The sequence below is a fragment of the Nocardioides turkmenicus genome, assembly GCF_011045035.1.
Taxonomy (GTDB): domain Bacteria; phylum Actinomycetota; class Actinomycetes; order Propionibacteriales; family Nocardioidaceae; genus Nocardioides; species Nocardioides turkmenicus.
On the sequence record NZ_JAALAA010000008.1, the window covers coordinates 146,289 to 167,023 of the forward strand.

Annotated in this window: 22 protein-coding genes; 11 read left to right on the top strand and 11 right to left on the bottom strand. The window is 69.3% G+C overall.

Annotation, left to right across the window (positions count from 1 at the left end; all coding sequences use genetic code 11):
- Positions 1-149 precede the first annotated feature (149 nt).
- Complete coding sequence (locus G5C66_RS11360; RefSeq protein ID WP_478354317.1) at positions 150-851, top strand: MBL fold metallo-hydrolase; 702 nt, start codon at positions 150-152, stop codon at positions 849-851.
- On the opposite strand, the gene G5C66_RS11365 is transcribed toward G5C66_RS11360, so the two are convergent.
- Positions 848-1,309, bottom strand: coding sequence for a hypothetical protein (locus G5C66_RS11365; RefSeq protein ID WP_165111072.1), 462 nt, complete (start codon positions 1,307-1,309; stop codon positions 848-850). The two genes, G5C66_RS11360 and G5C66_RS11365, sit on opposite strands and share 4 nt — an antisense overlap.
- A gap of 137 nt (positions 1,310-1,446) precedes the next feature.
- Here G5C66_RS11365 and G5C66_RS11370 point away from each other — a divergent pair, with 137 nt between their 5' ends.
- Positions 1,447-1,854 carry a hypothetical protein gene (locus G5C66_RS11370; RefSeq protein WP_165111073.1) on the top strand — a complete coding sequence of 136 codons (408 nt, stop codon included), beginning with the start codon at positions 1,447-1,449 and terminating at the stop codon, positions 1,852-1,854.
- Positions 1,855-2,182: 328 nt separating this feature from the next.
- Positions 2,183-2,503: a helix-turn-helix domain-containing protein gene (locus G5C66_RS11375; RefSeq protein WP_165111074.1), complete on the top strand. Its 321-nt coding sequence runs from the start codon at positions 2,183-2,185 to the stop codon at positions 2,501-2,503.
- A 12-nt stretch (positions 2,504-2,515) separates the two neighbouring features.
- Here G5C66_RS11375 and G5C66_RS11380 read toward each other — a convergent pair whose 3' ends face one another.
- Together G5C66_RS11380 and G5C66_RS11385 are read right to left on the bottom strand one after the other, a co-directional pair.
- Positions 2,516-3,121 (bottom strand): ClpP family protease, encoded by a 606-nt coding sequence (locus G5C66_RS11380; RefSeq protein WP_165111075.1) that lies wholly within the window; start codon positions 3,119-3,121, stop codon positions 2,516-2,518.
- A complete protein-coding gene (locus tag G5C66_RS11385; protein WP_165111076.1) occupies positions 3,118-3,747 on the bottom strand; it encodes a ClpP family protease in 630 nt (209 codons plus the stop codon). Before G5C66_RS11385 ends, G5C66_RS11380 begins: the two co-directional genes overlap by 4 nt.
- Positions 3,748-3,845: 98 nt before the next feature.
- On the opposite strand from G5C66_RS11385, the gene G5C66_RS11390 reads away from it, so the two are divergent.
- Positions 3,846-4,790 carry an NAD(P)-dependent oxidoreductase gene (locus G5C66_RS11390; protein WP_165111077.1) on the top strand — a complete coding sequence of 315 codons (945 nt, stop codon included), beginning with the start codon at positions 3,846-3,848 and terminating at the stop codon, positions 4,788-4,790.
- A gap of 9 nt (positions 4,791-4,799) precedes the next feature.
- Here G5C66_RS11390 and G5C66_RS11395 read toward each other — a convergent pair whose 3' ends face one another.
- Complete coding sequence (locus tag G5C66_RS11395; protein ID WP_165111078.1) at positions 4,800-5,570, bottom strand: GNAT family N-acetyltransferase; 771 nt, start codon at positions 5,568-5,570, stop codon at positions 4,800-4,802.
- Positions 5,571-5,684: 114 nt separating this feature from the next.
- On the opposite strand from G5C66_RS11395, the gene G5C66_RS11400 reads away from it, so the two are divergent.
- Genes G5C66_RS11400 through map form a run of 3 tightly spaced genes read left to right on the top strand, consistent with a single transcriptional unit; the run spans position 5,685 to position 8,171 of the window.
- Positions 5,685-6,128 carry a YciI family protein gene (locus G5C66_RS11400; RefSeq protein ID WP_165111079.1) on the top strand — a complete coding sequence of 148 codons (444 nt, stop codon included), beginning with the start codon at positions 5,685-5,687 and terminating at the stop codon, positions 6,126-6,128.
- The gene (locus G5C66_RS11405) at positions 6,125-7,366 is read left to right on the top strand and encodes an RNA polymerase sigma factor (protein WP_338144144.1); all 1,242 of its coding nucleotides are present in this window, start codon (positions 6,125-6,127) and stop codon (positions 7,364-7,366) included. Before G5C66_RS11400 ends, G5C66_RS11405 begins: the two co-directional genes overlap by 4 nt.
- A gap of 37 nt (positions 7,367-7,403) precedes the next feature.
- Positions 7,404-8,171: a type I methionyl aminopeptidase gene (gene map, locus G5C66_RS11410; protein WP_165111170.1), complete on the top strand. Its 768-nt coding sequence runs from the start codon at positions 7,404-7,406 to the stop codon at positions 8,169-8,171.
- A gap of 175 nt (positions 8,172-8,346) precedes the next feature.
- Here the strand turns inward: map and G5C66_RS11415 are convergent, their stop codons facing one another.
- Positions 8,347-8,631 carry a DUF3263 domain-containing protein gene (locus G5C66_RS11415; RefSeq protein WP_165111080.1) on the bottom strand — a complete coding sequence of 95 codons (285 nt, stop codon included), beginning with the start codon at positions 8,629-8,631 and terminating at the stop codon, positions 8,347-8,349.
- A gap of 223 nt (positions 8,632-8,854) precedes the next feature.
- The gene (locus G5C66_RS11420; RefSeq protein ID WP_165111081.1) at positions 8,855-9,949 is read right to left on the bottom strand and encodes an NAD-binding protein; all 1,095 of its coding nucleotides are present in this window, start codon (positions 9,947-9,949) and stop codon (positions 8,855-8,857) included.
- A 37-nt stretch (positions 9,950-9,986) separates the two neighbouring features.
- Between G5C66_RS11420 and G5C66_RS11425 the strand changes: the two genes are divergently transcribed.
- Complete coding sequence (locus G5C66_RS11425; RefSeq protein ID WP_165111082.1) at positions 9,987-11,636, top strand: acyl-CoA dehydrogenase family protein; 1,650 nt, start codon at positions 9,987-9,989, stop codon at positions 11,634-11,636.
- A gap of 77 nt (positions 11,637-11,713) precedes the next feature.
- Here G5C66_RS11425 and G5C66_RS11430 read toward each other — a convergent pair whose 3' ends face one another.
- The 3 genes from G5C66_RS11430 to G5C66_RS11440 are packed head-to-tail and all read right to left on the bottom strand — an operon-like array spanning position 11,714 to position 14,846.
- Complete coding sequence (locus tag G5C66_RS11430) at positions 11,714-12,553, bottom strand: carbohydrate ABC transporter permease (RefSeq protein WP_165111083.1); 840 nt, start codon at positions 12,551-12,553, stop codon at positions 11,714-11,716.
- Positions 12,553-13,548, bottom strand: coding sequence for a carbohydrate ABC transporter permease (locus G5C66_RS11435; protein WP_165111084.1), 996 nt, complete (start codon positions 13,546-13,548; stop codon positions 12,553-12,555). The genes G5C66_RS11430 and G5C66_RS11435 overlap by 1 nt, the downstream gene beginning before the upstream one ends.
- Positions 13,545-14,846, bottom strand: coding sequence for an extracellular solute-binding protein (locus G5C66_RS11440; protein ID WP_165111085.1), 1,302 nt, complete (start codon positions 14,844-14,846; stop codon positions 13,545-13,547). Before G5C66_RS11440 ends, G5C66_RS11435 begins: the two co-directional genes overlap by 4 nt.
- Before the next feature lie 256 nt (positions 14,847-15,102).
- On the opposite strand from G5C66_RS11440, the gene G5C66_RS11445 reads away from it, so the two are divergent.
- Positions 15,103-15,438, top strand: coding sequence for a hypothetical protein (locus G5C66_RS11445; RefSeq protein WP_165111086.1), 336 nt, complete (start codon positions 15,103-15,105; stop codon positions 15,436-15,438).
- A 55-nt stretch (positions 15,439-15,493) separates the two neighbouring features.
- Here the strand turns inward: G5C66_RS11445 and G5C66_RS11450 are convergent, their stop codons facing one another.
- Positions 15,494-16,846 carry a cation:dicarboxylate symporter family transporter gene (locus G5C66_RS11450; RefSeq protein WP_165111087.1) on the bottom strand — a complete coding sequence of 451 codons (1,353 nt, stop codon included), beginning with the start codon at positions 16,844-16,846 and terminating at the stop codon, positions 15,494-15,496.
- 146 nt (positions 16,847-16,992) lie between these two features.
- Between G5C66_RS11450 and G5C66_RS11455 the strand changes: the two genes are divergently transcribed.
- Both G5C66_RS11455 and G5C66_RS11460 read left to right on the top strand, forming a co-directional pair.
- Positions 16,993-18,597, top strand: a complete 1,605-nt coding sequence (locus G5C66_RS11455; RefSeq protein ID WP_165111088.1) for an ATP-binding protein — start codon at positions 16,993-16,995, stop codon at positions 18,595-18,597.
- Positions 18,594-19,286, top strand: coding sequence for a response regulator (locus tag G5C66_RS11460; RefSeq protein WP_165111089.1), 693 nt, complete (start codon positions 18,594-18,596; stop codon positions 19,284-19,286). Before G5C66_RS11455 ends, G5C66_RS11460 begins: the two co-directional genes overlap by 4 nt.
- On the opposite strand, the gene G5C66_RS11465 is transcribed toward G5C66_RS11460, so the two are convergent.
- Positions 19,283-20,644: a cation:dicarboxylate symporter family transporter gene (locus G5C66_RS11465; RefSeq protein ID WP_165111090.1), complete on the bottom strand. Its 1,362-nt coding sequence runs from the start codon at positions 20,642-20,644 to the stop codon at positions 19,283-19,285. The genes G5C66_RS11460 and G5C66_RS11465 overlap by 4 nt on opposite strands.
- Between the last annotated feature and the right edge of the window lie 91 nt (positions 20,645-20,735).

A 20,735-nucleotide genomic window follows, 5' to 3' on the forward strand; every position in this document is an offset into this window, starting at 1 on the left:
GTTCTTTCCTCGTCCAGTGCTATCGCATCGCGCTACCGCGTCGAACAGATGTTCGCATCATACGATGCTGGGAAGACTCCCAGATGGCACCCTCTCACGGAGCACCGACATTTTACTTCTGGTCGTGTCCGACGTGCTTGCATAGACGCATGAGCGATGCCCCTACCACTTATACAGGCGCCGTGAAACCGGGCGGCCCGGCCGACGTGCGCGAGCTCGGCGGGATGACCGTCACGAAGGTCGCCGTCGACGCGCAGATGTCCAACAACTGCTATCTGCTGCGCTGCCGGACCACCGGAGAGCAGCTCCTCGTCGACGCCGCCGCCGAGCCCGAGACCCTGCTCCCCCTCGTCGGCGGGCAGCTGGCCACCGTCGTCACCACGCACCAGCACTGGGACCACCACCGCGCTCTCGCGGACGTCGTCGAGGCGACCGGCGCCGCCACCTTGGCCGGCGAGCCCGACGCGGCCGCGATCACGGAGGCCACCGGCGTACCCATCTCTCGTCCGCTCTCCAACGGCGACACCGTCACCGTCGGCGACTGCACCCTCGAGGTCATCGCACTGCGCGGCCACACCCCGGGATCGGTCGCGCTCCTCTACCGCGACCCCGAGGGGACGCCACACCTGTGGACCGGCGACAGCCTGTTCCCCGGCGGCGTCGGGAACACCCAGCAGGACCCCGTACGTTTTCGCCCAGCTGCTCGACGACGTCGAGGAGCGCATCTTCGGCACCCTCCCCGACGACACCTGGTTCTATCCCGGCCACGGCGACGACTCGACGCTCGGCGCCGAGCGCCCACACCTCGCCGAGTGGCGCGAGCGGGGCTGGTGACGGCCCGCGGGGGCTAGGGCTCCGTGGTCGGCGTCGCCGTCTCGGTCGGCGTCGGCTCGGAGGTCGGGTCGGCCGTCTCCGTCGGCTCAGGGGTCGGCTCCGGCTCGGTCGTACGCGTCGGGCCGGAGGTGGGCGTCGGGCCGCCCGTCTCGGTAGGGGCCGCCGTTTCCCGCGGAAGCGTCGGACCGCGCGGGTCATCGGCCTCGGGCGGGACGGACTCGCCCGGCGCGTATGTCTCGCCCTCGTGATCACCCTCATGGTCGGTGCCGGGGTGGGCCGACCGCTCGGAGGACGGCTCCTCAGACCGTTCCGAGGCAGGCGACGTCGGCAACGGGTCCACGTCGGGATACGCGTTCCCTACGTCCTCGTAGCCGGTGACCGGGTCCCGGTCGGGCCGCTCGGCCTCCGCCAGACCGGCGAGAAGGACGACCACCCCGAGACCGGTCATGATCCCTCCGGTCAGGATGCCTGCCACGGCGACCTGCTTGCTCTGCAACTCGACTCCCTGTGCCCGCCCCGCGCCTGGTGTGGCGCACAGCGTAGGGCAGCGATGCGTCGAGCGTTACCCTCCCCGGGGCATCGCCACCGGGGAGCAGGAGCCAGCGTCAGTCGGTGGGCGTGCCGGACGGGTCCGGCTCACCGGTCTCCGGGTCGCTCGGCGACTCGGTGGGCTCGCTCGGCGACCCGCTCGGCTCGCTGGGGCTCTCGGTCGGCGACTCGCTGGGCGACTCGCTCGGCTCGCTCGGCGACTCACCGGGATCGCTCGGAGTCTCGCTGAGCACGCCCGTCGGCCGCGGCTCCGAGGGCACCTGGGTGGGACGCGCGGGGGTCGGGTACACCGTGCCCCCGGCGGACTCCTCGACCGAGCGCGGGCTCGCCGGGACCGGCTCATCGATCTCGGGAGCCTCGCTCCCCGGGGCCGTCTGGCTGGGCGGACGGGACTGGGTCGGCGTCGAGGACGACTTCTCCAGCGGCGCGACCGGCGAGATCATGCTCACCCCGGACTCGTCCGTGGCGTAGCTGTGCCCCGGCTCCTCGGCTCCGGCGTTCCCGACGATCAGGCCACCGATGCCGATGCTTGTCATGGCCAGTCCCGTTGCCATTCCAGCCAAGGCGATCTGCTTGCGATGCAACACGATTCCCCCGTGATACGAACGACTCGACAAGTTCTCTGGTCGTGCACAGTAGACCTACAAAGATCGAAACTGTGCGACCACTATCGGAGTGTCGAGGCTCGCTGGCAAGTCCTCATCATCTATCGTTCGACCGATATAACCCCTGGTAAGGGACGTGTTCGCCCGGCGCGAACGGCCGGTTCGGCCATCCCAGGCGGCGCTACTGTGTTCACATGGGCGAAGTGATCAGGTTTCCCGGCCACCCGCTGCCGGACGACGACAAGCCGGCGCCGCTGTGGCGTGAGGCCGCGGGCCAGGTGATCCGCGAGGAGCGGTCCCGCCAGGAGCGTACGCTCGCGGACGTCGCCGGCGACGCCGGGGTCTCGACGCAATACCTCTCCGAGATCGAGCGCGGCCGCAAGGAGCCCAGCTCCGAGGTGCTCGAGGCGGTCGGCGGTGCACTGGGCCTGAGGCTCGTCGACCTGACGGAGCGGGTCACCCGCACGCTGCGCGCGAGCGCCCGCCCGACCGGCCCGATGGCTCTCGCCGCCTGACCCGGACTTCCCTCAGACCGAGGTGAGCTTGCGGCTCTCCAGCACGGAGTCCACCAGCCCGTACGCCACCGCTCCGTCGGCCCCGAGGACGAGGTCGCGCTCGGTGTCGGCGTGGATCTCCTCGACGCTCCGCCCGGTGTGGCGCGCCAGGAGTGTGTCCATCTCGGCCCGGAGCCGGCCGATCTCCTTCGCCGCGACCTGCAGGTCGGTGACATCGCCCCGCTGACCCTCCTGGCCCGGCTGCTGCAGCACGACCCGCGCGTGCGGGAGGACCGTACGCCGCCCCGGATCGCCCGCGGCCAGCAGCACCGCGGCCGAGCCGGCCGCCTGGCCCACACAGGTGGTCGCGACCGGCGACCGCAGGAACTGCATGGTGTCGTAGATGCCGAACATCGCGGTCGGGTCGCCGCCCGGCGAGTTGAGGTAGAGCTCGATCTGGGTGTCCGGTGCGTCCGACTCCAGGTGGATGAGCTGCGCGATCACCACGTTGGCAACGCCGTCGTCGATCGGCGTACCGAGATAGACGATCCGGTCGGAGAGCAGCCGACTGTAGACATCGAGCGCCCGCTCGCCGCGCGGGGTCTTCTCGACGACGGAGGGGATCGTGTAGGAGCTCATCGGGCACCTCCGGCGGCGAGGCCGAAGGCGGCGCTGCGCTGCTGGACCGGCGTCACCGACTGCACGTCGCTGAGCACCTCGTCCACGAAGCCGTAGTCGCGCGCCTCCTCGGCGGTGAACCAGCGGTCCCGCAGCGAGTCCTGGTCGATCTGCTCGACGCTCTGGCCGGTGTGCGCGGCGGTGATCTCGAGCATCTGCTGGGTCATCCGCGCCAGCCGCGCGGCCTGCACCTCGATGTCGGCCGCCGACCCGCCGATCCCGGCGGAGCCCTTGTGCAGCAGCACCTCGGTGTGCGGCAGCACGTAGCGCTTCCCGGGCGTGCCCGCGGTGAGCAGGAACTGCCCCATGCTGGCGGCCATCCCCATGCCGAGCGTGGAGACGTCGTTGGGGATCAGGTGCATCACGTCGTAGATCGCCATCCCGGCCGTCACCGAGCCGCCGGGCGAGTTGATGTAGAGGGAGATGTCGCGGTGAGGGTCCTCGGCACTGAGCAGGAGCAGCTGGGCGCAGATCCGGTTGGCGATCGCGTCGTCCACCTCCTGGCCGAGCACGATGATGCGCTGGTTCTGGAGCCGCGCGGTCAGCTGCTCGTCGAGCGGCCCGGCGCTGATGGGTGTCTGGGTCATGTCCTCGACTCTGACCGACCCTGGAGCCGGGCGAAAGCGAATCCGCCGCAGGCAGATCTGCCCACAGCAGAACACCACCCACCCGATAGGTTGCGGTCGTGCGCTGCGTGATTCTCGACGACTACCAGGACGTGGCGAGGACGTACGCCGCGTGGGACTCCCTCGACGGCATCGAGGTCACCTCGGTGACCGAGCATCTCGGGCAGGAGGCTCTCGTCCGGGCGCTCGACGGCGCCGAGATCGTGGTGGCGATGCGGGAGCGTACGCCGTTCCCGGCTGCCGTGCTGGAACGGCTGCCGGCGCTGAAGCTGCTGATCACGACCGGGATGCGCAACGCCTCGATCGACCTGGCCGCAGCAGAACGGCTGGGCATCACCGTGTGCGGCACCCCGTCGAGCCCGCACCCGCCGGTGGAGCTCACCTGGGCGCTCATCCATGCGCTCACCCGTCACCTCCTGACCGAGGCGACCAGCGACACCTGGCAGCGGACGGTCGGGAGCGACCTCCACGGCCGTACGCTCGGCCTGCTCGGGCTCGGCAAGATCGGGTCCCGGGTCGCTGCCGTGGGGCAGGCGTTCGGGATGGACGTGATCGCCTGGAGCCCCCACCTGACCGCCGAGCGCGCCGAGCCCGTCGGGGTGCGCGCCGTCGACAAGGCCACCCTGTTCGAGACGAGCGACATCGTCTCGCTCCATCTGGTCCTGTCCGAGTCCACCCGGCACATCGTCGGGCATGCCGACATGGCGGCGATGAAGCCGACGGCCCATCTGGTCAACACCTCGCGAGCCGGCCTGGTCGACACCGAGGCGCTGGTCGCCCACCTCGGCTCCGGCACGATCGCCGGCGCAGGCCTGGACGTCTACGACGTCGAGCCGCTTCCCGCCGACGACGTGCTGCGGCATCTTCCGAACGTGGTCGCGACCCCGCACCTCGGCTACGTCACCGAGGACAACTACCGCCGCTTCTACGGCGGCGCCGTCGAGGACATCGCGGCCTGGCTGGCCGGCGACCCGATCCGCCGGCTGGCCCCGAAGAGCGACTGACCGGCCGAGTCAGCCGAAGCGGCGTACGTAGGGCGTGGTGGTGCCGACCTTGACCAGCCCCGAGCGCTCCAGGATCGGCCGGGAGAACTCGGTCGAGTCGCTGTGGATGTAGCGCTTGCCCCGCGCGATCGCGGTGCGGGCACGGGCCGCGGTCAGGGCGCGGTAGATGCCCTGGCCGCGCCACTCCGGCAGCGTCGCGCCGCCCCAGATCCCGGCGAACTGGGTGCCGGCGACGGGGTCGATCCGGCCGGCGCTGACGATCTCACCGTCCGCCTCGGCGACCCACATCTCGCACTCCCCTGCCGCGATCCGACGCACCACGTCGCCCAACCGTCCTTCGGACGTCGCTGATCCGAAGACGCCGTCCTGCATGATGCCGGCGGCGCGTACGTCCTCCTCGGTGGTGATCGAGCGCAGGGTGATCCCCTCCGGCAGCGGTACGTCCACGGCGAGCAGCCGGGCCTCGCCGATCATGATCGACTCGGGCTCCTCCGGCTCGAAGCCGTGCCGGAGCAGAGTCTCGTGCAGCCCAGGAGCGACGTCGTGGCCGCGGGTCTTCCACTCGACCTCCTCGATGGCCCGGTCGGCCTCGAAGTGGGCGACCGCCGCCGCGACCAGCGCCTCGATCCCGACCGCATCGGCGCCGCCGAGGTCCTGGTAGGAGATGAATCCGCGACCGCCGTCGAAGTTGATCAGCCGCAGCGGTCCGTGCCGGGTCACCGACACCGCCCCGGGAGTCTCGGCATCGGTTCGCAGCTGTTCGTCATAGGCCTTCAGCACGGCGAGAAACCTACGCCGAAAAGATTCGCCGAAGCATGTAGTTATCCGGCGGCCGGCTCCGTTCCCCTCGTGAATGGCGCTTGCAAGGAGCGTCCGAAGTGGAAGGGTGAGGACATGCCTCGCTACCTGATGATCCTCGACTACCAAGGCGGCACCGACGACACTCCCGGTGGGATGGCCGGGTGGAAGCCGGAGGAGGTGCGGAACCACATGAGCTACTACGAAGCGCTCAACAAGGCTCTGACCGAGTCCGGCGAGCTGGTGCACGTCGAGGCGCTGACCCCGCCCGACCAAGCGTTCGTGGTGACCTCCGACGGCGCCGACAAGACCGTCACCGACGGACCGTTCCAGGAGTTCAAGGAGTGGGTCGCCGGCTACATGATCATCGACGCCGAGACTCAGGAGCGCGCGCTGGAGATCGCCGGCCTCTACTCCGCCGCCCCGGGCCCGGGCGGGCGGCCGATCGAGCAGCCGATCCAGGTGCGCCGGATGTACCACGGCACCGGCAGCTCCTCGGTCGAGGACACCATCGCCTTCGGCGAGGCGAGCATCGAGTGACCGAGGCGCTGCCCGCTGACCTGCTGCGTGACCTCACGCCGCAGGTCGTCGCCATCGTCACCCGGCGATCGGGCGACTTCGACGCTGCCGAGGACGCCGTCCAGGAGGCGTTGATCGAGGCGGTACGCACCTGGCCGGAGCGCGGCATCCCCGCGGAGCCTCGTGGCTGGCTCGTCACTACCGCGATGCGCCGCCTCGTCGACGCCAAGCGCAGCGAGTCACGCCGACCTGACCGCGAGCGTGCCGACCACCTCGCCGAGCCCGAAGGGCAGGAGACGTCGGCGGTCGACGACTCCCTGGACGTACTCCTGCTCTGCTGCCATCCCAGCCTCACCCCGGCCTCGGCGGTGGCACTGACCCTGCGGGCGGTCGGCGGGCTCACCACCCGGGAGATCGCGCACGCCTACCTCGTCCCGGAGAAGACGATGGCGCAGCGGATCTCCCGGGCGAAGGCGACGATCAAGGGCCGTTCGCTGGGCATCGACGGCACCGCCGACCTCGCCGCGCGGATCCCGGCGATGCTGAAGGTGCTCTACCTGCTCTTCAACGAGGGGTACGTCGCGACCGAGGGCGACCGCCTGCAGCGGGTCGACCTGTGTGCCGAGGCGATCCGGCTGACCCGGCTCGCCCGCACCGCGCTCACCCGGATGACGGGGAGCGGCCATGGCGAGCTCGGCGGACTGCTGGCGCTGATGCTGCTGCTCGACGCCCGCCGGCCCGCCCGGGTCGACGCGCACGGCGCGGTCGTGCCGCTGGCGGAGCAGGACCGCAGCCTGTGGCGGGCCGAGGCCACCCGCGAGGGAGTCGCGCTGGTCGACGCCGTCATCGGCACCGGCCGGCCGGGGCCCTATCAGATCCAGGCCGCCATCGCCGCGCTGCACAACCGCGCGCCGTCCGCGGAGGACACCGACTGGCTGCAGATCACCGCGCTCTACGGGCTGCTGGAGAAGGTCGCCCCCGGTCCGATCGTGACGCTCAACAAGGCCGTCGCGGTCGGGTACGCCGACGGCCCGGGCCCCGCCCTGGCACTGCTCGACGACCTGCTGCGCGACTGCGCCGGCAACGGGTTCGTGGACCATCCCCGGGTGCCCGCCGTGCGCGCTCACCTGCTGGAGCTCGCGGGCGACCTGGACGGTGCTGCGGCTGCGTACGATCTGGCCGCGGCGCGCGCCACCAATCTCGCCGAACGCCGCTTCCTGACATCGAAGGCCGCAGCGCTGCGAGATGCACGCTGCTGAGTTCTACTGAGAACCGTTCTCAGGATACGCTGTGCCTGTGATCGAACTGCGCACGCCGACCCAGATCGAGCAGATGAAGCCCGCCGGCCGATTCGTGGCCGATGTCCTGACCGCACTCCGCGAGCACGCCGCCGTGGGTGTGAACCTGCTCGAGCTCGACGAGCTGGCGCACAAGATGATCAAGGACCGTGGCGCGGAGTCGTGCTACATCGACTACCACCCGAGCTTCGGCGCGATGCCGTTCGGCAAGGTGCTCTGCACCTCGGTCAACGACGGCGTGCTGCACGGTCTCCCCTTCGACTACAAGCTGCAGGACGGCGACCTGCTCAGCGTCGACTTCGCGGCCAGCGTCGACGGCTGGGTCTCCGACTCGGCCCTCTCCGTCGTCGTCGGCACGCCCCGCCAGGAGGACCTCGACCTGATCGAGACCACCACGCAGGCGCTCGAGGCCGGCATCGACGCGGCGCGCGTCGGCAACAAGGTCGGCGACATCTCCCACGCGATCGCCAGCGTGGCGCGCGCGAAGGGCCTCAAGATCAACACCCAGTTCGGCGGCCACGGCGTCGGCCGCACCATGCACGGCGACCCGCACATCGCCAACGACGGCCGCCCCGGCCGCGGCTTCAAGCTGCAGCCCGGCCTCGTCATCGCGATCGAGCCATGGTTCCTGCACACCACCGACGAGATCTTCACCGACCCCGACGGCTGGACCCTGCGCAGCGCCGACGGCTCCCGTGGCGCCCACATGGAGCACACCGTCGCGATCACCGAGGAAGGCCCGCTCGTGCTGACCGCGCGGGACTGACAAGCCCTGCCGAGGCGTCTGACTCCTCGGCAAAATAGAAGTCAGCCGCTGGCGTCTCGGGTCACCAGCGGCTGACAAGATGAACATTAGCCGACGGATCCAAGCATGTGCAAGCACCTGCAATGCAAAAGACTGCAAATAATCCGGGCGGGCTATCCAGACTCGCTCAGGAGAGCTATGGGCGCGGGTTCTTCGAGCGTTGCGTACGCCGGGCGTCGCGCTGGCGCCGCAGCCGGCGCACCAGGACGCCGTCGTAGTCCAGCGCCTCGGGCTTGTCGATCAGGTCGTTGACGGCGCGGTGGTAGTCGGCCGCGCTCATCCCCAGCTGCTCCCGGACGGCCTCGTCGCGACCGATGCCGGCCGACCACCAGGAGCGCTCGAAGTCGAGCAGTCGCTTCTCGTTCTCGGAAAGTCCCGGCTGCTCCTCGGCAGACCCGGGGCTGTGGGGCGCCTCGGTCATGCGTACATCTTCCCAGGCGCGACATCCGCCGCCGAAACCGCCACGCGCCACCGACTCGAACGCTCTGCCTACTAACTACGGGGCATAGCCCATCTGGGCCATCTTCAGAAAACTGCAGATCGACTCTTTGAAGCTCGCCGAACCGTCGGTTAATGTTTTCCACGTCAGCCGCTGGTGACCCGAGACGCCAGCGGCTGACTTCTGTTTTGGCGGGCTTCCCCGGCTACGCGTCCGCGGTGTCCTCGCCGTGCGTGCCCGGCCGCGGCGCCCAGGGCACCTCCTTCGCGGCCCGGACCACGATCAGCCGGTCTCCTCGCGACAGGGTGCCGACGACCGGGTCGAAGTAGCGGAAGACCTTCTCGTCGCGTACGACCGCGATCACCTGGTCGGCGAGCTGCTGCGGCTGCCGGCCGACCTCGTTGACCAGCAGGTCGCGCTCGGCGACCTCCAGTCCGGTGCCGGAGTTGAGCAGGTCCTCCATGACGGACCCCAGGGTCGGCGAGATGGTGGACAGACCCATCAGCCGGCCGACCGCATCGGCGGAGGTGATCACCGAGTCGGCGCCGGACTGCTTCATCAGCGGGGCGTTCTCGCGCTCGCGCGCGGCGGCGACGATCCAGGCCTCGGGGTTGATCTGCCGCACCGTCAAGATGGTCAGCACGTTGGAGTCGTCACGGTTGGTGGTGATGATGACCTGCTCGGCGTCCTTGACGCCTGCACGCATCAGCACCTCGCGCCGGGTCGCGTCGCCGGTGACCACAGCGATCCCGTCGGAGTGGGCGTCGGAGCGCGCCACCGGGTCGGGGTCGACGACGACGAACTCCTCGGGGTTGGCACCGCTGCTGAGCAGCGTCTCGACGGCGCTGCGCCCCTTGGTGCCGTAGCCCACGACGACGATGTGCTGGGACATCTTCTTCCTCCAGCGAGCGACTCGGATGAGGTCACGGCCCTGCTTGGTGAGGACCTCGAGGGTGGTGCCGATCAGCAGCACCAGGAACGCGATGCGGGCCGGCGTGATGATGAACGCGTTGACCATCCGGGCGTGGTCGGCGACCGGCGCGATGTCGCCGTAGCCGGTCGTGCTCAGCGTCACCGTGGTGTAGTAGATCGCGTCCATCAGGCTGATCTGGCCCGTGGGATCGTTGTTGTCGGCGTAGGCGTCGCGGTCGAGATAGACCAGCAGGACCGTGCCGACCAGGATCGCCAGAGCGGCCAGCAACCGGCGCCCGAGCTGCCACCACGGCGACCGCACCGTCTCCGGGAGAGAGACCTGACCGGCATCGGCCCATTTCGGGGCGTACGCGCTTGTCTCGGACACGTCCCGACCCTATAGCCAAGCCTCTATCGTCTCTCGTATGAGTGCCTCCGACATCCGTCGTGTCACCAACCAGGCCCCGCCGCTGGCCGGTCACAACGTGGTCACCGGTGACGCCGCGCTCTCGGCGGCGGTGCTGCGGCACGCCGACGAGGAGACCCTCGACTCGCTCTCCGCGCTCGGTGCCGAGGCCGGCACTGCCGAGGCGCAGGAGCACGGCCGCCTCGCCAACCGCTTCCACCCCGAGCTGGTCCCCTACGACCGCTACGGCAACCGCGTCGACGAGGTCACCTTCCACCCGTCCTGGCACTGGCTCATGGAGCGTGCGGTCGGCCACGGCCTGGCCGCGGCTCCGTGGGCCTCGGCCGACGCCACCTCGGACCACGCCCACGTACGTCGCGCCGCCGGATTCCTGGCCTGGTCCCAGACCGAGCCCGGCCACCTGTGTCCCATCTCGATGACGTACGCCGCGATCCCGGCGCTGCGCGCCAGCGAGGCCCTCGCCGCGGAGTGGGTGCCGAGGCTGGCCTCGACGATCTACGACTTCGGCCTGCGCGACCCTGCCGAGAAGCTCGGTGCGCTGGCGGGCATGGGGATGACCGAGAAGCAGGGTGGCTCGGACGTACGCCAGAACATCACCGAGGCCCGTCCGGTGGGCGAGGACGTCTATGAGTTGCACGGGCACAAGTGGTTCACCTCGGCCCCGATGAACGACGTCTTCCTGGTGCTGGCTCAGGCGCCGGAGGGCCTGACCTGCTTCCTGCTCCCCCGGGTGCTGCTCGGCGGCGAGCGCAACCGCCTGGACGTGGTGCGGCTCAAGGACAAGCTCGGCAACCGCTCCAACGCGAGCTCCGAGCTCGAGTTCCGTGGCACGACGGCCTTCCGGCTGGGCGCGGAGGGGCGCGGCGTACGCACCATCATCGAGATGGTCGCCGCGACCCGCCTCGACTGCGTGCTGGGCTCGGCGTCCCTGATGCGCCGTGCCGTGGCGGAGGCGAGCTGGCATGTCGCCCACCGCTCCGCCTTCGGCGGGGTCCTGGCCGACAAGCCGCTGATGCAGAACGTGGTCGCCGACCTGGCGATCGAGTCCGAGGCCGCCACCGCCCTGGCGATGCGCCTGGCCGCCGCGGTCGACCGACCGGACGACCAGCACGAGCGGGCGCTGCGCCGCATCGGCCTGCCGCTGGCGAAGTTCTGGGTCTGCAAGCGCACCCCTGCCCACGTCGCCGAGGCGCTGGAGTGCCTGGGCGGCAACGGCTACGTCGAGGAGTCGGTGATGCCGCTGCTCTTCCGCGAGTCGCCGCTCAACTCCGTGTGGGAGGGCTCCGGCAACGTCAACGCCCTCGACGTCCTGCGCGCGATCCAGCGAGAGCCGTCGGTTCTCGACGCCTGGATCACCGAGGTCGGCAGCGCCAAGGGCGCGGACCGGCGCTACGACCGGGCGGTGGACTCCACGCTCGCTCTGCTCGGCGAGTCCATGGGCAGCCCCGAGGAGCTGGAGCGCTCCGCCCGGCGCCTGGCCGGCGACATGGCGACCCTCCTGCAGGGCAGCCTCCTGGTCCGGTACGCCCCCGAGGAGGTGGCCGACATCTTCTGCGCCAGCCGGCTGTCCGGGCACGGAGGGACGTACGGCATGCTCTCCGGTGGCGACCAGAAGGCGGTCGTGGAGCGGGCGACGCCGATCGTCTAACCCGCCGGCCCACGCAACGACGTGGCGGGCGCCACGCCTCCGAGGAGACGTGACGCCCGCCGCGTACTGGACGGATCTCAGCCCTTCACGGACCCAGCGGTGAGTCCACGGACGAAGTAGCGCTGCAGCGAGAAGAACACGAGCAGCGGCACCGTCATGGTGATGAACGCACCCGCGGTGAGCAGGTGCCACTCCTGGCCACGGTCGCCGATGAGGTCACGCAGGGTGATCGTGACGACCTCGTTGTCACCCGCCCCGAGGAAGATGAGCGCGACGAGGAGGTCGTTCCAGACCCAGAGGAACTGGAAGATCGCGAACGCCGCCAGCGCGGGCACGGACATCGGCACGATCAGCTTCCAGAACGTCTGGAAGTGGGACGCCCCGTCGATCTCGGCCGACTCGATGATCTCGTGCGGCAGGGTCGCCATGTAGTTGCGCAGGATGTAGACCGCCAGCGGCATCCCGAACCCGGTGTGGGCCAGCCACACCGCGAGGAAGGTGCCGTTGAGGTCGTAGTCGCTGAACAGGTTGAGCAGCGGCACGAACGCCACCTGCAACGGCACGACCAGCAGCCCGACGATCAGCATGAACAGCACGTTGCGTCCCCAGAACCGCATGAACGTGAACGCGTACGCAGCGAACGCAGCGATCATGATCGGCAGCACCGTCGCGGGGACGGAGACGACGATCGAGTTCACGAAGGCGTTGGCCATCCCGCTCTCGAGGACCTGGGAGTAGCTGTCGAGCGTCCACTGGGAGAACGGGTCGGTGATGACCGTCCACCAGCCCGACGTCTTGACGTCGGCCTCGTCACGGAACGACGAGACCAGCAGCCCGAGGGTCGGGATGAACCAGAGGACGCACAGCAGGACGATGGCGACGCGGACGGCGAGGCTGCCCAGGGTGAACTGTCTCATCAGCGTGCCTCCTGCTTCTTGAACTGGCGCATCTGGTAGATCATCACCGGAATCACGGCGATCATCAGGACCACCACGACCGCTGCCGCCCGACCCGCGTCACCGAACTCGAAGAGCTCGACGAAGAAGGTGTTGGCCAGCACCGAGGTGCCGGAGCGGCCACCGGTCATGACGTAGACGATGTCGAAGACCTTCAGGACCAGGATGAGGATGGTCACGAAGACCACGATCACCGTCGGCCAGATCTGCGGCACGACGACCTTGAAGAAGATCTGGACCTCGCTGGCCCCGTCGATGCGGGCCGCCTCGATGGTGTCGTCGGGGACACCCTTGATCGCCGAGGAGAGCAGCACCATCGCGAACCCCGCCTGCAGCCAGACCATGATGACGATCAGCAGCAGGTCGTTGAGGTTGCCGGTCTGGATGCGGAGCCAGGCGACCGGCTCGAACCCCAGGCTCGTCGAGATCGCCGAGAGGAGCCCGATCTGCTTGTCCCCCTGCGCGAACCTGGTCGCGTAGACGAAACCCCAGATCGTGCTCGCCCCGACGAAGCTGATCGCCATCGGCATGAAGATGACCGACTTCGCGATCCGCTCCGGCAGCGCCTTGAGCCGGTCGGCCAGCACCGCCACGAGCAGGCCGACGATGACGCTGCCGGCCGGCACGATGAGGATCCAGAGCAGGTTGTTGAACAACGTGCCGAGGAACTCGTCGTCCTGGAACAGCGCCGTGTAGTTCGCGAGCCCGACCCAGTTGATGCTGTTCGCGTCAGCGAAGCTGAAGATCACCGTCATCACGGCCGGGTAGACCAGGAAGACCGTGACCACCAGGACCGCCGGGCCGACGAAGACGTACGGCTTGATCCGCCTGTCCCACTTGCCGGGGAGCAGCCCCACCAGGAGGTTGAGCACCCAGTAGAGCGCGGCGGTGCCGCCGACCCCCAGGACGATCGCGACCAGGCCGTTGACGATCTTCAGGAACGGATCATCGCTCATCCTCGCCAGCTCTCCTCGATAGCGTCGGCAGCCTCCTGAGCGCTCTTCTCACCTCCGACGTAGGCGTTCATCTCGCTCCAGAACGTGCCGGCGCCGACCTGCGCGGGCATCAGGTCCGAGCCGTCGAAGCGGAAGGTGTCGGCGTCCTGCAACAGGGTCGCGATCTCTCCGAACATCGGGTCGGCGTACTGCGAGTTGTCGAACTCGGTGCTCGGCGAGAGCCAACCTCCGGACTTGGCCCACTCGGCACCGAAGTCGGGCTTGGCGAAGTACTCCATCAGCTTGACCACGTCGGTGTCGTTGGTGAAGGCGGTCGCCATGTCACCGGCGCCGAGGACCGGGGTGCCCTCGAAGCCGCCCTCCATGTCGCCCGGGAGCGCGAAGACGTTGACGTTGCCGGCCAGGTCCGCCTGGACGTCCTTCGGGAAGAAGGTCGTGATGAAGTTGGCCTGACGGTGCATCTGGCAGCCCGGCTTCTGGTCGAACAGCGGGAGCGGGGAGTCGCCGAAGGGCTCGCTCAAGGTGCCGTCGGCGCCGCCGCGTACGTTCTTCGGCTTGTTGATGATCTCGCCCAGGGTCTCGATCGCCTGGACGATCTTCGGGTCGTTGAACGGGACCTCGTGGTTGACCCAGTCGTCGTAGAACTCCGGGCCCTCCTGGCGGAGGACGATCTCCTCGACCCAGTCGGTGTAGACCCAGCCGGTGTCGGCACCGGCCTCGGCGCCGAGGCACCACGGGGTCTGACCCTTGGCGATGATGTCGTCCTGGAGCGACATCAGCTCGTCCCAGGTCGTCGGCGTCTTGTAACCCGACTGCTCGAAGTTCTTCGGGGTCCAGACCAGCGACTTCATGGAGACGCGGATCGGGACGCCGTAGGTCTTGTCGTCGATCTCGACCGAGTCCATCAGGCCCGGGATCATGGTGTCGTCGAGCGAGTCGACGTCGATGAGGTCGTCGAGCGGAAGCGTGTCACCAGACTCGGTCAGGTCGCCGACCAGACCGGGCTGCGGGAAGAGCGCGATGTCGGGGGCATCGTTTCCGTTGACCTTGGTGCGGATCTCGGTGGTGAAGTCCGTGGAGGGGGTATAGGTCACCTCGATCCCCGTCTCCTTGGTGAACGCGTCGAGGGCCGCGTTGAGCCCCACTGCCTCGCCCTCGGGGATCGCGCCGAGGATCTGGATGCTGCCGTCTCCCTCTTCGGTTTCGCCGGCATCGTTGCTGCCTCCGCCGCCCGGCACCCCACAGCCGGTCACGGCGAGCAGACCTGCGACTACTGCTCCGATTTGCCACTTGCGCACGTGCATTGGGTTGCACCCTCCATCGTCGTTTGATCCACGGAGTCGTGCCACGCAGGCCGCGTCGGGTCCACGAGGCAGCGCCTCGTTATGTGATCTCCGTAACACTAGTCGTTACGGTCCATCGATGTCTCGGACAAATGCTCGAACATTCACCCGAGAACGCGCAGGACCATACCTGTCAGACGCTCGAGCGCCGTGGCGACCCGCCCGCGCGGAGTGGCTCCGGAGGCCGAGGTACGCCAGAATCAGCGCCCAAATGAACTATCCCCAGTCACCCCATCAGGGGCCCTATCACCAGCCTCCCCGCGACCCGCTGGCCGTGGCCGGCCGGCTGGCGGCCGCCATCTGCTCGATCCTGTTCTGGCTGATCGCGGCGATCGCCGTCATCGCTGCCGTGATCGGCGTCTTCCGGGCCTTCGGCGGCGACGTGTCGTGGCGTACGGTCGGGATCTGGGCCGTCTCCGGCATCGGCTGCTTCGCGTTCTCGTGGATCATCGCCGCACTCGGCCGGATCGGGCTCGACGACGAGCCGATCGGGTCCTGGCGTGTCGCGCCGTTCGAGCTGGCCCGGATCCTCTACCGCAACAAATGAGAACAGGCCGTACGTCGCGCGTGCATGCGCGACGTACGGCCTGTCGTCATGGCGTCTAGACGAGCGCCTTCTCGCCCTCCGCGGCGGGCGGGGCGGTGGCGTGGTCGTCGACCATCGTGGTCTCGTCGAACGGGTCGTGACCGGCGAGGACGCGGTTCAGCTGGCCGTGATCGACGGTCTTGGTCCAGTGGCCCACCAGGACGGTGGCGACCGAGTTGCCGGCGAAGTTGGTCAGCGCACGGGCCTCGGACATGAACCGATCGATGCCCACGATCAGCCCGACACCGTCGACCAGCTCCGGACGGTGCGACTGCAGCCCGCCCGCGAGAGTGGCCAGACCGGCACCGGTGACACCCGCGGCACCCTTGGAGGCGATCATCATGAACAGCAGCAGACCGATCTGCTCACCGATGCTCAACGGATCACCCATCGCGTCCGCGATGAAGATCGACGCCATCGTCAGGTAGATCGCGGTGCCATCGAGGTTGAACGAGTAGCCCGTGGGGACGACCACACCGACCGTGGCCTGCTCGACGCCGGCGTGCTCCATCTTCGCGATCAGACGCGGCAGCGCCGACTCGCTCGACGAGGTCGAGAGGATGAGCAGGAACTCGCGGGCGAGGTAGCGCAGCAGCTTGAAGAGGCTGACGCCGGTCGCCAGCTTCAGCAGCACCCCGAGCACGACGAACACGAACAGCGCACACGTGATGTAGAAGGCGACCATGATCACCGCGAGGCTCTTGAGCGCGTCGAGCCCCGTCTCCCCGACGACGCCGGCGATGGCGCCGAAGGCACCGATCGGGGCGACCCACATGATCATCGCCAGCACCCGGAAGATCAGCTTCTGGATCCAGGTGATCGCGTTGAGGATCGGCTTGCCCGACTCCCCCATCCGCTGCAGCGCGAAGCCGACCAGGAGCGCGACGAGCAGGGTCTGCAGCACCACACCGGAGGTGAGCGCCGAGAAGAGCGAGGTCGGGATGATGCTCAGCAGGAAGTCGGTCGTGCTCCCGTGGCCCTCCGAGGCGGCCTCCTGGCCCGCGTCGGACGTCTCCGGGTTGAGCTGGAGACCGGTGCCCGGGTCGATGACGTTGCCGACCACGACACCGATCGCCAGCGCGACCGTGGACATCACGATGAAGTAGAGCAGGGCCAGACCACCGACCCGGCCGACCTTGGCCGCACTTGCGACCGAGCCCACGCCGATCACCAGCGTGCAGAAGATGATCGGCTGGATCATCATCTTGATCAGGTTCACGAACGCGGTGCCGATCGGCTTCAGCTCCACCGCGAACGACGGCGCTGCCAGCCCGACCAGGATGCCGAGCACCACCGCGGCGATCACGGCGATATAGAGATAGTGTGTCCGGTCCTTCTTGGGCCGTGTCTCGCTGGTTGTCGTACTCATCGTTCCTCCTGGTCCGCTGTGTCCGGCGCCCTCTTCGGGGCAACTCGGGCAACTCTCCGACACAAAGTGACGGTCGTCACTGTTGTGTTCGTTGTGTTCGTGGCCACCGTCACAACGGCCGCGCCGCGGTGGGTGAGAATGAGGTGGTGCCCCGCGTCCGCCCGCTCCGCTCCCGCGCTCTGCGCGACCGCCCGGTGGCGCAGCAGGTGCTGCTCCTGCAGTTCGGCACGGTGCTGCTGCTCGTGGTCACCGGCATCCTGATGGCCTCGTACGACGCCCAGCGCGACTCCTACAGCCGCGCCACTCAGCGCGCGGTGGCGGTCGCCCAGACCGTCGCCGACTCCCCCACCGTCCGCGCCGCGCTTCGCGACGACGACCCGACGGCGACCCTGCAGCCCTGGACCGAGGAGGTACGCCACGACACCGACACGGACTTCGTGGTGGTGATGGACCTGGACCGCACCCGCTACACCCACACCGACCCGGACCAGATCGGCGGGAGGTTCGTCGGCGACCTCGGCGGTGCGCCCGAGGGCGAGGTCTTCACCCAGCAGTACACCGGCACGCTCGGGCCGTCGGTCCGCTCGGTGGTGCCGGTCGAGGACGGCGGCGAGATCGTCGCGCTGGTCTCTGTCGGCATCACGGTCAGCGACATCAACCGCGGACTCAAGCGCGACGTCGGGATCGTGCTGCTCTGCGGCGGGCTTGTGCTGGTCGCCGGGCTGACCGGCGCCTGGCTGCTGAGCCGACGCCTGCACCGGCTCACCCACGGCCTGGGCGAGCGTGAGCTCGCCCGGATGTACGAGTACTACTCAGCCGTCCTCCACTCGGTCCGCGAGGGCCTGCTGCTGCTCGACGGCGAGGGGCGGGTGCAGCTGGTCAACGACGAGGCGCGGCGCCTGCTGGCCCTTCCGGACGACGTGGTCGGCACCCGGATCGAGGATCTCGACCTGGCCCCCGGGCTGGTCGCCGCCGCCCGCGGCCGCACCGCCGAGTCCGACGACCTCTACCTCGCCGGCGAGCGGATCCTGGTGGTCTCCTCGGCGCCCGCGCTCTGGGACGGCCGTGAGGTCGGCTCGGTCGTGACGCTGCGCGACCACACCGAGCTGCGCTCGGTGACCGGTGAGCTCGAGGTCGTACGCCGCCTCACCGAGTCGCTGCGGTCGCAGAACCACGAGGCGGCCAACCGGCTGCACACGGTCGTGTCGCTCATCGAGATGGGCCGACCCGACGACGCGGTGGAGTTCGCGACCGAGGAGCTCCAGGTCGCGCAGCTGCTCACCGATCAGGTCGTCGGCGCGGTCGAGGACCCGGTCGTGGCGGCACTCCTGCTCGGGAAGTCCGCCGAGGCGGCCGAGCAGGGCGTCGAGCTGCGGATCGTCGGTGAGCTCCCGCCGGGCACCGGCATCCCGCCCCGCGACCTGGTGACGGTGCTGGGCAACCTGGTCGACAACGCCTTCGACGCCGTCTCCGGTCTCGAGTCCCGTCAGGTCGAGGTCCACCTCACCGGCGACGACCACACCCTCACGGTCCGGGTCGGCGACAGCGGTCCCGGCCTCGACGACACCGCCTCGACCCGCGTCCTCGACCGCGGCTGGACGACGAAGGCCGAGCCCGGCACCGGCCGCGGGCTGGGTCTCGCCCTGGTCGTCCAGGTCGCCCGCCGCCACGGCGGCGAGGTCGGCGTCGGCCGCTCCCACCTCGGTGGGGCCGAGTTCACCGTCACCCTCGCCACGGAGGTGTCCGAATGAGTGTGCGGGTGCTGGTCGTCGAGGACGAGGCGCTGGCGGCCGAGGCCCATGCGGCGTACGTCGGGAGGGTGCCGGGCTTCGAGCTCGCCGGGATCGCGCGGTCCGCGCGCGAGGCGGTACGTACGCTCGACACCGCCCGAGACGCCGGTGCTCCGGTCGACCTGATCCTGCTGGACATGAACCTGCCCGACGGCCACGGGCTCGGCCTGCTCGGCAGGCTGCGTACCGCCGGGCACCTGTGCGACGTGATCGCGGTGACGGCAGCGCGGGACACCAAGGTGGTGCGGCAGGCTGTCGTGCAGGGGGTGGTGCTCTACCTGCTCAAGCCGTTCACCTTCGCGACCTTCCGGGCCAAGCTGGAGCAGTACGCCGACTATCGCGCCCGACTCGAGGCGGCGCCCGAGGAGGTCGTCCAGGACGAGGTCGACCAGCTGCTGGGGTCGCTGCGGCCCACCGGGAGCACGCCGCTGCCCAAGGGCATGAGCGCGGAGACGCTGCGGGCGGTGACGGCCGCGCTGCGCGATGCCGAGCGCGACCTGTCGGCGAGCGAGGTCGCGGCGGTGGTCGGGGCGTCGCGGGTGACCGCTCGCCGCTACCTCGAGCATCTCGCCGACAAGGGCCTGGCCGCGCGCGGGGTCCGTTACGGTCCCAGCGGCGGCCGGCCCGAGGTCAGCTACTCCTGGAGCTAGACGGTCGTCTTCTCGCCCTCCGCCGCCGGCGGCGGGGTGGCGGCGTGGTCGTCGACCATCGTGGTCTCGTCGAACGGGTCCTGACCAGCCAGAACACGGTCGAGCTGGCCGCGGTCCATGGTCTTGGTCCAGTGGCCCACCAAGACGGTGGCGACCGAGTTGCCGGCGAAGTTGGTCAGCGCACGGGCCTCGGACATGAACCGATCGATGCCCACGATCAGCCCGACACCGTCGACCAGCTCCGGACGGTGCGACTGCAGCCCGCCCGCGAGAGTGGCCAGACCGGCACCGGTGACACCCGCGGCACCCTTGGAGGCGATCATCATGAACAGCAGCAGACCGATCTGCTCACCGATGCTCAACGGATCACCCATCGCGTCCGCGATGAAGATCGACGCCATCGTCAGGTAGATCGCGGTGCCATCGAGGTTGAACGAGTAGCCCGTGGGGACGACCACACCGACCGTGGCCTGCTCGACGCCGGCGTGCTCCATCTTCGCGATCAGACGCGGCAGCGCCGACTCGCTCGACGAGGTCGAGAGGATGAGCAGGAACTCGCGGGCGAGGTAGCGCAGCAGCTTGAAGAGGCTGACGCCGGTCGCCAGCTTCAGCAGCACCCCGAGCACGACGAACACGAACAGCGCACACGTGATGTAGAAGGCGACCATGATCACCGCGAGGCTCTTGAGCGCGTCGAGCCCCGTCTCCCCGACGACGCCGGCGATGGCGCCGAAGGCACCGATCGGGGCGACCCACATGATCATCGCCAGCACCCGGAAGATCAGCTTCTGGGCCCAGACGATGACGTTGAGGATCGGGGCACCGGCCGGGCCCATCCGCTGCAGGGCGAACCCGATGAGCAGTGCGACGAGCAGCGTCTGCAGCACCTCGCCGGAGGTGAGCGCCGAGAGCAGGCTGGTCGGGATGATCCCGAGGAGGAAGTCGGTGGTGCTGGCGTGGCCCTCCGCGGCCGCGTCCTGGCCGGCCTGCGAGGACTCCGGGTCGAGCTGGAGACCGCTGCCCGGGTCGATCAGGTTGCCGACGACCACGCCGATACCGAGCGCGACCGTGGACATCACGATGAAGTAGAGCAGGGCCAGACCACCGACCCGGCCGACCTTCGCGGCGCTGGCGACCGAGCCCACGCCGATCACCAGGGTGCAGAAGATGATCGGCTGGATCATCATCTTGATCAGGTTCACGAACGCGGTGCCGATCGGCTTCAGCTCCACCGCGAACGACGGGGCGATCAGTCCGACCAGGATGCCGAGCACCACCGCGGCGATCACCGCGATGTAGAGATAGTGGGTGCGGTCCTTCTTCGGTGCCGGGGCGGGACCGGCGGTTGTTTCAGCCATGATCAGGCTCCTCGAGACAGTGGGGGTGACCTGGGTCACTATCCCGCCTCCCCCGGGGCCGCGGCCAGCCTCCCACGCCCGGATGCGCCGA

Excerpts from the sequence above, each read along its gene's own strand:
- G5C66_RS11375 (WP_165111074.1), top strand. The coding sequence starts at position 2,183 with ATGGGCGAAGTGATCAGGTTTCCCGGCCACCCGCTGCCGGACGACGAC.
- G5C66_RS11380 (WP_165111075.1), bottom strand. The coding sequence starts at position 3,121 with ATGAGCTCCTACACGATCCCCTCCGTCGTCGAGAAGACCCCGCGCGGC.
- G5C66_RS11450 (WP_165111087.1), bottom strand. The coding sequence starts at position 16,846 with ATGAGTACGACAACCAGCGAGACACGGCCCAAGAAGGACCGGACACAC.
- G5C66_RS11460 (WP_165111089.1), top strand. The coding sequence starts at position 18,594 with ATGAGTGTGCGGGTGCTGGTCGTCGAGGACGAGGCGCTGGCGGCCGAG.
- G5C66_RS11465 (WP_165111090.1), bottom strand. The coding sequence starts at position 20,644 with ATGGCTGAAACAACCGCCGGTCCCGCCCCGGCACCGAAGAAGGACCGC.
- G5C66_RS11400 (WP_165111079.1), top strand. The coding sequence starts at position 5,685 with ATGCCTCGCTACCTGATGATCCTCGACTACCAAGGCGGCACCGACGAC.
- G5C66_RS11385 (WP_165111076.1), bottom strand. The coding sequence starts at position 3,747 with ATGACCCAGACACCCATCAGCGCCGGGCCGCTCGACGAGCAGCTGACC.
- G5C66_RS11415 (WP_165111080.1), bottom strand. The coding sequence starts at position 8,631 with ATGACCGAGGCGCCCCACAGCCCCGGGTCTGCCGAGGAGCAGCCGGGA.
- G5C66_RS11445 (WP_165111086.1), top strand. The coding sequence starts at position 15,103 with ATGAACTATCCCCAGTCACCCCATCAGGGGCCCTATCACCAGCCTCCC.
- G5C66_RS11360 (WP_478354317.1), top strand. The coding sequence starts at position 150 with ATGAGCGATGCCCCTACCACTTATACAGGCGCCGTGAAACCGGGCGGC.
- G5C66_RS11435 (WP_165111084.1), bottom strand. The coding sequence starts at position 13,548 with ATGAGCGATGATCCGTTCCTGAAGATCGTCAACGGCCTGGTCGCGATC.
- G5C66_RS11425 (WP_165111082.1), top strand. The coding sequence starts at position 9,987 with ATGAGTGCCTCCGACATCCGTCGTGTCACCAACCAGGCCCCGCCGCTG.
- G5C66_RS11430 (WP_165111083.1), bottom strand. The coding sequence starts at position 12,553 with ATGAGACAGTTCACCCTGGGCAGCCTCGCCGTCCGCGTCGCCATCGTC.